Source organism: Dyella sp., from assembly GCF_036568765.1.
In the GTDB taxonomy this organism is placed as follows: domain Bacteria; phylum Pseudomonadota; class Gammaproteobacteria; order Xanthomonadales; family Rhodanobacteraceae; genus GSA-30.
Genome location: NZ_DATCRY010000228.1, coordinates 17,416 through 29,323, shown reverse-complemented (window position 1 = coordinate 29,323; position 11,908 = coordinate 17,416). Strand labels below are relative to the sequence as shown.

At 61.1% G+C, this 11,908-nt stretch carries 8 protein-coding genes; 3 read left to right on the top strand and 5 right to left on the bottom strand.

What is annotated here, in order from left to right; genetic code table 11:
• From VIM98_RS15710 to VIM98_RS15695, 4 genes are all read right to left on the bottom strand, one after another.
• Window positions 1-1,009 (bottom strand): efflux RND transporter periplasmic adaptor subunit (locus VIM98_RS15710; RefSeq protein ID WP_331994051.1); only part of this gene is annotated, 1,009 nt, incomplete at its 3' end.
• Window positions 1,006-2,316, bottom strand: coding sequence for a TolC family protein (locus VIM98_RS15705; protein WP_331994050.1), 1,311 nt, complete (start codon window positions 2,314-2,316; stop codon window positions 1,006-1,008). The genes VIM98_RS15705 and VIM98_RS15710, both read right to left, overlap by 4 nt.
• 69 nt (window positions 2,317-2,385) lie before the next feature.
• On the bottom strand, window positions 2,386-3,786 hold the full coding sequence (locus VIM98_RS15700; protein ID WP_331994049.1) for an ATP-binding protein: 1,401 nt from the start codon (window positions 3,784-3,786) through the stop codon (window positions 2,386-2,388).
• Window positions 3,783-4,448: a response regulator gene (locus VIM98_RS15695; RefSeq protein WP_331994048.1), complete on the bottom strand. Its 666-nt coding sequence runs from the start codon at window positions 4,446-4,448 to the stop codon at window positions 3,783-3,785. Before VIM98_RS15695 ends, VIM98_RS15700 begins: the two co-directional genes overlap by 4 nt.
• Before the next feature lie 181 nt (window positions 4,449-4,629).
• Here VIM98_RS15695 and acpA point away from each other — a divergent pair, with 181 nt between their 5' ends.
• Entirely contained in the window at window positions 4,630-6,324 is a 1,695-nt protein-coding gene (gene acpA / locus VIM98_RS15690) for an acid phosphatase (RefSeq protein WP_331994047.1), read from the top strand.
• A gap of 113 nt (window positions 6,325-6,437) precedes the next feature.
• Here acpA and VIM98_RS15685 read toward each other — a convergent pair whose 3' ends face one another.
• Entirely contained in the window at window positions 6,438-7,184 is a 747-nt protein-coding gene (locus tag VIM98_RS15685; protein ID WP_331994046.1) for a helix-turn-helix domain-containing protein, read from the bottom strand.
• 267 nt (window positions 7,185-7,451) lie between these two features.
• Between VIM98_RS15685 and VIM98_RS15680 the strand changes: the two genes are divergently transcribed.
• Together VIM98_RS15680 and VIM98_RS15675 are read left to right on the top strand one after the other, a co-directional pair.
• The gene (locus VIM98_RS15680) at window positions 7,452-9,608 is read left to right on the top strand and encodes a TonB-dependent receptor (RefSeq protein ID WP_331994045.1); all 2,157 of its coding nucleotides are present in this window, start codon (window positions 7,452-7,454) and stop codon (window positions 9,606-9,608) included.
• A gap of 18 nt (window positions 9,609-9,626) precedes the next feature.
• Window positions 9,627-11,882 (top strand): GH92 family glycosyl hydrolase, encoded by a 2,256-nt coding sequence (locus VIM98_RS15675; protein ID WP_331994044.1) that lies wholly within the window; start codon window positions 9,627-9,629, stop codon window positions 11,880-11,882.
• Window positions 11,883-11,908: the final 26 nt, after the last annotated feature.

Sequence of the window (11,908 nt, the reverse complement as noted above, 5' to 3'; positions counted from 1 at the left end):
CCGCCATACCATCGTCGAGCTGCATGGCACCGGTCACGACAACCGGCTGCGACGGGTCCAGCTTGCCTGCCACGACACTGGCCTCGCCATGCTCGCCGATCAGATGCACTTCGACGGCACGGGCCTTGTCGCCGGCGACTTGGAAAATTCGCCAGCCAGCGTCGTCGCCGACAAGGGCATCGCGTGGCAATAACCAGCCGCGATAGGTACCCACGGTGATTTCGGCACGATAGGTCTCGCCGGCCAAGGGTTGCTTATCCGTGGCGATGTCGACTTCGAAAGCATGTGTCTGGCTGTCCAACTGCGCTGCAACATGCACGACTCTGCCGTGCAAGGCGTAGCCCGTGTCCAGTGCGGCCAGATCGACCGTGTCACCGGCGCTAACCCCTTCGATGGCCATCGGCTCCACACCGACGCGCACGATCGCTCCGTTGTTCCTGGCGAGTGTCATCAACGAGGCGCCCGCGGCCAACCATTCCCCCGGTGTCGCCTGGATAGAGGTCACCATGCCATCGAAAGGCGCGGTCAGTTGCGTCGAGACGCCGCTGCCTTGCTGTGCTCGTAGCGCGTTGCGAGTAGCCTGAGCGTCTTTGGCAGCTTTATCGGCCTGGTTGAGTTGATCCTGTGTGGCCAGATGTTGCACGAGCAATTCGGCGGTGTGGGTGCGCTCCGCCTCGGTGACGCTCACAGCACGTTCCGCCTGGCGATAGGCGGCGACAGCTTCGGGTGTCGGAGCGAAACGCAGCAAGGGCTGGCCTTGCACCACCCGCGCGCCGGGCGCGACCCACAGGCGCGTTACGCGTCCCGGTGCGTCGATGTTCAAAACCATAGTGCCTTCGCTACTCGGTTGCGTGCCGCCATAGGCGACAACCGTATGCGCCAGGCTTCCCTCGCGCACGGCCTGCACCGTGACGGAGGCGCTCGGTACAGGCGGGGCGCCATCTGAGTCGGCACCGCAGCCACCCAGCGCGAGCAGGGCGCCAAGGCCCACATATCGGAAGATGATCATGGTGCGGTCACTTGCGTAGGAAGAGCGCCCGGCAGTCCGGTACCGAGCAAAATGTCGATGGCCACTCGCTGTTCCCGCGCCGCTTTTTCCAGGGCGATACGGTTCATTTCGCGAGTCGCAGTGGCCATGATGAGATCGACATAGGTGCGCAGATCGATCGAACCTCTGCGCCATGCTATGTCGGCTTCTTGCTGGCGCTGCCGGTCGGCAAGCGCGAGCGAAGCCAATGCCTGCCGCTGCGCGCCGAGCTGCTCGTGTTCGGCAAGCAGCCCTAGCACTTCATCGCGGCTTTGGCGCAGGCGCGCCACGTATTCGTCGTACAGTTGCTGCCGCGTAGCGCGCTCGACGGCGATAGCGCCTTGATTGCGATCGAATATCGGCAAGGCGAATGTCACTGCTGGCCCGCCGCTACGCACGCGACTATTGTCCTGGGCAGCGGCAAATCCAAACGATAATGGTGGGAACTGAGCAAGCAGTGCGGAGCGTAACCGCGCATCCTGGGCCGCGTACCCGGCCGCCAGCGCAAGTAGATCCGGGCGATGCTGGGCCAGTCGATCCGCGGCGGCGGTTACGGCCCGGCTATCGAGCGGCGGACTTTCAGGTAGCGCCGATAGGGTGACATGGACATTTGGCGCCAGATCCAACATGGCGTTCAGCGCTTGACGCTCGTCGAGCAAGCGACGTTGCAATTCATCCCAGGCAGCATGGGCATCTGCGGCGGCGGCTATGTCGGGAGCTGCGCTCAGTTGATCGATAGCGTGCCGCTCCAGTGCCTGCTGTAACGCATCGCGACGAGTGTCCAGGGATTCCAGCAATCGGTGCTGCACGATGGCCAAGGCTTCATCTTCGACAATATCCACCGCCAGCAGGCGAGCCTTGCCTAGCGTTTGCCATTCCTGCCAGAGCAGTTCGGCATCGACCTGGTTCGCCGCTGCCTTGGCCTCGCTGCGGCGCGTACGAAGCGTCAGCAAGGCCTGCATGTCCTCGTTCAAACCCAGGGTCCACGCCGTCGCGTCGCCCGGCCCGGACAATAAATAGCCGACATTGGCGTCGAACGAGGGATTGGGGAGGATGCCGGCTTGGAGTAATTGCGCCTGTGCGATTTGGTGGCGGGCGCGGGCGGTTTGCAGTTCGGGATCGTGCATCAGCACTTGTCGCTCGATCTCGACCGTGCTGAGCGGCGCACTGCCGATATCCGTGCGTGCCGATGCCGCTTGAGCGGGCAACGGCATGGGGCTGTAATGCGCACAGCCACCTAACCCCAGTGCAAATGCGAGCAGCCACAACGGCGCGTAAGGGCGTTCCAAGCCTGGCTCCCGAAACCGACGAATGCCTGTCACGATAGCGTCGCTACCTTAGCAACAGCTTCGCAGGGTTCAGGCTTGTGAATCGTCCGGCAAGGGAATGCCTACGCGCACATGCAGGCCGCGGCCCAGCGGCGAGTCGAGCAACTGGATGTTGGCGCCATGCATTTGTGCGGCGCGCTTGACGATCGACAGGCCGAGGCCATAGCCATCGCCTCGACTGCTCGATTCGCGATGGAAGCGGTCGAAAACCTGGCTACGCCGTTCTGCTGGAATGCCCGGGCCATCGTCGACGACATCGATAACCGCTTCATAGCGTGTCTGGCTCAAGGCGAACTGTACATGCCCGCCCGCCGGAACGTGCCGCATGGCATTTTCGAGCAGGTTGCGCAGCAAAGCGCGCAGTGCGGCTTCGTCGCCTTGCACGATCAGGGTGTCGGGCAATGGTGCGAGCGACAGCTCCACGCCGCTGGTGACGATCACGGCCACCATTTCGTCGATCACTGCGCCGGTAACCGCGACCAGATCGACCCGGTTGAGCGGTTGCCTGCCAGGCGCTCCCTCCAGCCGTGCGAGAGCGAGAAGCTGCTCGGTGCGTCGCGCCAGGGAAGCCAGGCATTCGGTGGCGCTTATCAGCGCGCTTTCCGATGCCGTGGCATCGCGCGCATGCATCGCGCTTTCCAGGTTGATCATGGTCGAAGCCAGTGGCGTGCGCAGCTCGTGCGCGACGTCGGCGCTGAATCGGCGCTCGCGTTCGAGCGCTTCTTCGAGTCGCGCGATCTGCTCGTTCAGCGCATCGAGCACGGGCTGCAATTCTGACGGTGCATTCTCCAGCGTCAAGAGCGCATGGCTGCCGGGCTTGCGCATGAAGAGCTTGTCGGCCAGTACATCCAGCGGTCGTAGATTGCGCTGCACCCCCCAGCCGACCAGGATGGCCAACAAGGGAATGCCGATAAACAACGGCAGGCCATGCTGTATCCAGAGTGCGTAGGCGATTTCGTCACGGCTGTCATAACGCTCGGCGGTACGGATAAGTTCGCCACTTGCCTTGCGCAGGGTGAACACACGCCAGCGGTAGCCACCGAATGCGACGTCCTTGAAGGTCCTGTCAGGCGCTTCGATCGCCGGCATGCCAAGCAGGTTGGAGGTACTGATGCGCAGATTGCCCTGGCGATCGACCACTTGGTAGCCCACCTCCGATTCATAAGTACGCGCGTTTCTCGGCGTGTTTTTCGGATCGGCGGCGAAGGCCGGCACATCGATCGGTGCGTGTTCCGGCGAGCCCAGCGCAAAGCTGTCGTGGCCGATCAGCGCTTCCAGCGTGCGTGCCGATTGCGCCAGACGCCCATCGGAGAGCTCGTCTACCTCGGCAATCGTGCGCTGATAGCTGAGCATGCCCAGTGGGAGCAGGACGGTGGCCAGCAAGCCGATGATCGTCCAGCGGATCCGGGCGCGCAGGCTATGGAGCTTCATTGCGGCTCCAGCGGAATCGTGTAGCCGAAACCGCGAACTGTCTTGATGGTGTCATGGCTCAGCTTGCGCCGAAGGCCATGGACCAGGACATCCAGGGCGTTGGTGCCGACGTCGCTGTCCCAGCCATAGAGAGAGCTTTCCAGTTGAGCGCGGCGCACGACGCGGCCGGCGCGCTCCATCAGGGTCTGCAGCAGGGCGAATTCGCGCGGTGTCAGCTCCACCGGGGCTCCCCGGAAGCTGACTTCCGCAGTGGTCATGTCCAGGCTGAGTGCGCCCACTTCGATGCGATTGTCGCTTAGGCCTTGTGCGCGTCGTGCGGTAGAGCGGATGCGTGCGGCAAGCTCGTCCAGGTGAAATGGCTTGACGAGATAATCGTCGGCTCCGGCATCCAGGCCGCGTACCCGGGCTTCCAGGCCGTCTCTGGCCGTCATGACGATCACCGGGGTGCGGATTCGGCGTTGGCGAAGTTCCAGCAGCACATCGAAGCCATCTTTGTTCGGAAGGCCCAGGTCGAGCAGGATCAGGTCCACCATACGGTCGTTTACCGCGGCTACCGCCTCGCGCCCGTCGCGCAGCCAGGTGACCGTATAGGTCAGCTGGGTCAGGGCACGCTCGACAGCCTTGCCAAGCAGCGGATCGTCTTCTATCAGCAGAATGTGCATAGGGGGATTATTGCCCGCAGAGGCTTAGCGATGGCTTAGATGTGAGCCGGTTCACCCCGGAGTTCGAACTACCCCCTTGTAACCAAGTCGCAGTCTCCCAACTCTACTCTGTTGGCCCGTCCCCACCCACCGATGGTATCCAGCCATCTGGCCGTCTTTTCGTTTTTTTCTGCGATACGCCATGAGCGACAAAAAACAAGATTCCATTCTTATCGATACCTTTGATGCCCCGGTCGATCCACAGCGCCGTCGCCTTCTGGGCGGCATGGTGATTGCCGGTGCCGCCTTGGCGGCCGGTGGTGCGGTCGAGGGCAAGGAGCATGCGGCGCATGCTGTTGCGCCGAAATCGCAAGCCGAACTGGACGTGCTGCTGCAAAAGCATATCCAGCATGTCGTGGTGATCTACGCGGAAAACCGCAGTTTCAACAACCTGTTTGCCGATTTCCCCGGTGTGGAGCGTCCGCTCTCATCGCTCAGGCCGGAAGATTACCGACAGGTCGATCGAGACGGCAGCGTCCTCGAAACCCTGCCGCCGATCTGGGGCGGGCTGGTGCAACACGAACAGACGGTCAACCATCGCCGTTACTTGATTGGCGAGAAGGACATCGCCGGTCTGGCCAATATGCCATTCGCACTGCACACGCCCGATGGCGATCCTTTGCCGCACGGACTGGTGACGCGCGACCTCTGGCATTCGTTCTACCAGAACCAATTGCAGATCAACGGCGGCAAGAACGATGGTTTCGTTGCCTGGGGCGATTCGGGAGCCCTGGTCATGGGGTATTACGGGGACGCTCCGGTCAATCTGCGGCTCTGGCGACTGGCGAAAGAATATACGCTTTGCGACCGCTTCTTCATGGGCACCTTCGGCGGTTCGTTCCTTAATCATCAGTATCTGGTCGCCGCGCGGCCGCCGTTTTATCCGAACGCCGACAAGAGTCCCGCGTGGATGCAGATTGCACAGGTGGAAGGCGACGATCCCAAGGGGATCCGTTTGAAGCAGAGCGAGGATTCGCCCCACAGCGCCATGCATGGCAAGCCGAAGTTTGCGTCACGCAGTGCCTTGTCGCCGGATTTCTGGGTGGTCAACACGATGGGGCCGCCCTATGCTCCGACGCAACTGCCCGATCCCGATCGTCCTGAACTGGCCAATGCCAAGAGCCCGAATACATTGCCCCCGCAGTCGCACACCACGATCGGGGACGTGCTCAGCGCCAAGGGCGTAAGCTGGGCCTGGTACGCCGGTGGTTGGCAAGTGGCGCTGGATGGGCGCGACAGCGAGCATGCGGACGAGTTTCCGCAACGCCCCAATTTCCAGGTCCATCACCAGCCATTGAACTATTTCAGCCAGCTCGCACCTGGCACTGAGGCGCGTAAGGAGCACCTGCGCGACGGTGGCATGGGGGATGTTGCGCCAGGCAATCGTTTCGTGGCCGATGCCGAGGCGGGCAAACTTCCGCAGGTAACGTTCTATAAGCCGCAAGGCGATTTGAACATGCATTCGGGTTATTCGGATGTAGATGCCGGCGATCGGCATATCGCGCACATCGTCGAGGCCCTGCGTAAATGCCCCCAATGGAAATCGATGGCGGTGATCGTGACGTTCGATGAGAACGGTGGATGGTGGGACCATGTCGCGCCGCCCAAGGGCGATCGTTGGGGGCCGGGGTCGCGTGTACCGACCTTGGTGATTTCGCCGTTTGCCAAGCGTGGGCATGTAGAGCATACGATGTACGACACGGGCTCGATCGCGCGCTTTATTACGCGGCGTTTCGGGCTTGAGAAGTTGCCGGGCCTGCTTGAGCGCGAGCAGGCGATGCTGGCTGCCGGTGGCGTGGCGCCTGGGGATCTGACCGAGACCCTGCAGTTTGCATAGGGAGCTGCCGCCTTATCACGTCCCTCTTCCGCGGCGTTGCCAGGGAAGAGGGAGCGCATAGAGGTAAATTTCCATGTCTCGCATGCGCTTCATCCGGGATGAGAGGCCTTCCATTATTTGCGACGCTTGACCGCCGATTTTTTCGCGGCATGCTTTTTCAGCGCTTCGGTATAGACCGCTTCGCGCTCGACAAACTTGTCGTAATACCGCACTACCATATCGGCAACCTCGGCATTGATCAGGTCGCCATCGATCTGTGGATTGTCGATGACCATTTCGGTTGCCGCATACATTACCTCGGTCGATAGACGCATCGATAAACGCAGCTCGGCTTCGCCGGCATGCGGAAAGCGCCCGCGCAACGCCTGGTAGCTGGTCTGCGAGACCGATTCGTGTGAATCCAGACGGATATGCCTCAGTGTCGGGACCGCGCGAAGCGCACGCATGATCCAGGCAGAGCCGGGAAAGGCGAGGGTAGCCGCATTGATGCGCGCCTGCATATCGCGCAGGCCGCGTGTAGACGCCTCGCGCGAGCCATCGTAGTCGAGCTTCTGTTCCGCCTCCAGCCATTCGCGATACGCGCGATTCTGGCAGGCCATCAGGCGTTCGCCCAATTCCTTGAGGATGGCGTACTTGTTCGGAAAATAGCGATAGAGCGCTGGAGGACTGATGCCGGCTTTCTCGCAAACCATGTTTGTGGACAGGCGTTCCACTCCGACTTCGCCAAGCAGGCGCGAAGTTACCTCGAGAATCAGCTCAAACGTTTCGACCGATCGCTGCTGGGTCGGCTGCTGCTTGGTGTTGAGATCGATCTTCGGCGCACGCGGAGCTGGCTTCGCGCGTTTCTTGGTACTGCTCATGCTTGTCCCCTCCGGCGTATCCGTTTCATCGGATACGAATTGAAGGCGCGACATTAGCACCACGCGGCAAGATTCTGCATGCCTGATATGCAAAAGCGCGCCTTGCTCCGCCATATCAGCGTCAAGCCGCTGTCATGACATAACGATAGTCTTAGCTACTCTTTTAAATCGTCGCACATCCGCGGCTTCCAGACCATCAACTTCGGGCCCGCAGGGGCAGCCGTTGCGGGCGACTGCACGGCAAAAAAAGCAGGAGTCTTGACGTTCATGCATCACGCAATTCGTTTCAGCTTGAGCTTGGTCGCACTGGCGGGCACAGTCGGTGCGGCCGCGCAGAATGCCAGTAATCTGCAAGGTATTTCGGTGTCCGCCGCAGTGGATGATCCCAATAACGCGCCGCCAGGGTCGGCATCAGCACTTGCCCCCTCGCAAGCCAGCCTGTCTGAGCTGGAACCGCAATCGATCTTGAATCGTAATTACATACAGACCATTGCTTCGCCCAAGGACGATTATCTTGCGCTACTTGAGCTGACACCCTCGGCGATCAATGCGTCGCCGAATGGTGCGGGTTTGTCCAGCAAAAGCGGTACGGTACGCGGCTTCCAGGATGGCGAGTACGACGTAACCTTCGACGGCATCCCGTTCGGCGATCCGGGCGCTTTCGGTCATGCGACAACGGCGTTCTTCCCTGCGCCTTCGCTGGGTGAGGTCGTCGTAGATCGTGGCCCGGGTACCGCAAGTAATCTCGGCAACGCTACGTTCGGCGGCACGGTCGCCCTTTATTCCGCGCCGACGACCGATAAGCCTTCGGGTCAGGTATCGGCCATGTTCGGCAGCGGCAATACCTGGCAACTTGCCGGCGAGGGCAATACTGGCACCTTCAACAACATCGGCACGCAAGCTTCCGTCAACTACAGCCATCTGGAAACCGATGGTTTGCTCGACAACGCCGGGCTGCGCCAGGACAACGTGCTGTTCAAGATCAAGCAGCCGTTAGGCGACCACACCACGGCAACCCTGGTGGCCGATTACAACAAGGTCATCTGGAATACGTTTACGGCACAGCCGCGCAAGCAGACCGATCGTTATGGCCTGGATTTCGGTGGGCTGAATACCGATCCGGATTCGCAAGGTTTCTACGCCTACAACATCGACGATCGGCACGCCGATTTCGAATATCTTCAGTTGCACGGCGATTACAACAGCTGGCGCTTCGACAACAAGCTCTATACCTATAGCTTGCGCGATGGCGGTCCCGGCGGTGTCGACCTGCTGGGCAATACGCCGAACCAACTGCTTCTGCCTCACGGTGGCGTGCCTGGTGCGGTCAATCACTCGGCTTATCGCGCCTGGGGCGACATGCTCAGGGCGGAGAAGGACCTGGGTAGCGGCTGGCTCGACAGCACCTTGCGAGCCGGCATCTGGGCCGAGCGCGCGTACCAGAGCCAGCATGAGGTGACCGTGGATCTGTCCACGATGACGCCACATACGCTTGCCGGCGAGCCTAACGACCAGATCATCGACACGAATGCACACTCCAATACCACGCAGAGCTATGTCGAAGTGGAGTGGCGCCCGTTGGAGAACCTGAGCATTGTGCCCGGTTTCAAGCACGTGAATTTCGATCGCACAATCGACGGCGTGTCCAATTTCTCGCCGGTGGACGGCAATGGGCATTTCAGTACCAACTTGGGCGCAGTGGCGGTCAACTACCGCTTCAGTTCCAATTTCTCCGGCTATGCACAATGGGCCGAGGGTTTCCAGGCGCCGAAGGTGACGATCCTTTCAGGCGACAGCAGCAAGCTCGACCCGCAGACAACCAAGAACTATCAGGCTGGAGTGGTGTGGAAGACGACCGATATGGTGGCCGATGTGGACGTCTACTACATCGACTTCGGCAATCTGGTTAACAGCGTCGAAGAGCCTATCGGCCCCGGTGGTTCGCTGATCAGCGTGTATTTCAACCAGGGCGGCGTGATCTACAAGGGCGTGGAGGCCGAACTGACCCGCGTTCTAGGTCAGTCGGGTTTCAGCTTCACCGCCAACGGCAGTATCAACAGTGCGTACTCCAAGACCACCGGCTTGCAGATTGCCAATGCGCCGAGCTCGACCGCTGACATCGGGTTTATCTATGACAAGGGAGCCTTCTATGGCTCGTTCCTCACCAAGTACGTCGGTGCGCGCTATACCGCTACAGGCGAGACCAGTGGTGCGAAGTACAACCCGAACGCACGCCTGCCGGCCTACAACTACACCAACTTGAATCTCGGTTACCGCTTCGCGCCTGACCTGCGGCTGCAACTTTCCTTGAATAACCTGTTCGACCATCGCAGCGTCATCCAGGGCAACGGTGCGGCGAGCAACCCGACGTTCTACTACCTCGCCGGGCGCAACTACACCGTCCAGATGACTTACACCTTCTGATAAGGCGAACGATCGACCATGTTTCACGGAAAACCATACGCAAGTCTGCGCCGCGGCGCTTTCTCGTTTGCCGTCGGCCTGGCGCTGCTCGGTCCCGCAGCGGCCATGGCGGCCGATCATGTCGCCGACGTCGATCCCTTTATCGGTGAAGACTGGTTCGGCGATGTGTTCGTCGGTGCCAATGTGCCGTTCGGCATGGTCAAGCTGGGGCCGGACGTCAACGGCTTCGGTAGCCGCAAGGGGTTCAAGAGCGAAGGCGAGATCCGCGGCTTCAGTCATCTGCATCTGAGCGGTGGCTCGGGCAAGTACGAGAACATTCGCCTGATGCCGCTGACCGGTACGTTCGATCCAGGCGATATGCATTCGCCGCGCAGCGAAGAGCGCGCAAGTCCTGGCTACTACGCCGTCAAACTCGATCGCTACGGTGTCGAAGCCGAGCTGACGGCGAGCCGCCGCGTGGGCGTGCATCGGTACACCTTCGAGCAGGCGGGCGAGGCGCATATTGCGCTCGGCCTGGACCTCCTGGTCAAAGGCAAGGGTGAAGAATCTCAGCGGTTTCTCGGCGGCGAAGTCCATGTGGTCTCGCCGACCGAAATTACCGGGGTCGGCCACTATATCGGTGGCTGGAACGAAGGCGGTCAGTACGAGGTGTATTTCGATGTGATGGTCGATACACCTTCTGTCGGTGCGCGCACCTGGGTCGACACCGCGTTGAGTACGGCGCAACAGGCGCACATCGACAGCGATCAACCGATCGGTGCGGTACTGGATTATCGGGCTCAGGCGGGCCAGGCAATCCAGGCCAAGGTCGGTATCTCGTTCGTCAGCGCCGAGCAGGCTCATCGCAATGCGACCGATGAAGTGCGCGGCTTGCATTTCGATGTCGTGCGCGAGGCGGCGGTGGCGCAGTGGAACAAGGCGCTGGGCCGCATCGAGATCGGCGGTGCCAGTGCCACGCAGCGCCGCCAGTTCTACACGGCGCTCTACCACGCCATGATGATGCCTTCGGATCACACCGGAGAGAATCCGAAATGGCATTCCACTGAGCCGTACTACGACGATTTCCAGGCGATCTGGGATACCTTCCGCAGCGACGGACCTTTGCTGACGTTGATCGCGCCGGATCGGCAGCGCGACATCCTGCGCTCGTTGATCGATACCTATCGTCATGCCGGCTATATGCCCGACGCGCGCGTGGGTAACGACAACGGTCGCACCCAAGGCGGTAGCAATGCCGACATCGTGGTGGCCGACGCCTATGTCAAAGGGCTTGGCGGCATTGACTACGGCACGGCGTTCAAGGCGATGATCAAGGACGCTACGGTGCCGCCGGCCGATGCACGTAAGGAGGGCAGGGGCGGCTTGGACACGTACAACAAGCTCGGTTATATCGCCCAGCCGACCGAACGTGCCGGGTCGCGTACTGTCGAGTACGCCTATAACGATTTTGCTATCGCCGAGTTGGCTTGCGGACTGGGTCACACGAGCGAGGCGACGCTCTACAAGGCACACGCCGGCAACTGGGCGAACTTATGGGACGCTTCCTGGCAGCAGGAAGGCATCGGCGGCTTCCTGCGCCCGCGCAATGCCGATGGCAGTTGGGCGCCGCAGTACCTCGTGCGGCGCGGTACCTGGCCGGATTTCTACTACGAGGGCGACTTGTGGACGTACTCGCTGTACGCACCGCAGGATGTGCGGCACCTCATCGAGCTGTCAGGTGGGAATGAGGCTTTCGTCAAACGCCTGGATGCCACGTTCGATGGGCTGCATTTCGATATCACCAACGAGCCTGGTTTCCTGATCCCCGATCTCTATCTTTGGGCCGGACGCCCCGATCGTGCGGCCGACCGCTTGGTGACGTATTTGCACAAAGCATTCAAGGACTCGCGTAGCGGTATTCCGGGGAATGACGACTCCGGTGCGATGTCGAGCTGGTACGCCTTCCAGTCGATGGGGTTCTATCCCAATGCCGGACAGGACGTCTACCTGATCGGTACGCCGTCCTATCCGCGGGTGGATATCGATCTGGGCGGGGGCAAGACCTTCACCATCGAAGCGGAGAACCTCGACGGTCATAGCGTGAACCGCTATGTACAGTCCGCCACGCTCAACGGTCATCCCTTGAACCAGGCTTGGTTCCGTCATGGCGAGATCGCCAAGGGCGGTACGTTGAAGCTGGTGATGGGATCGACGCCGTCGGCCTGGGGTACGACGAATCCGCCGCCCTCGCTGTCGGACCCAGGTTTTGCCCTATGTAAAGCTACCGCGCTTTGATGTCACTTCTTTTCAGGATGTTGCCC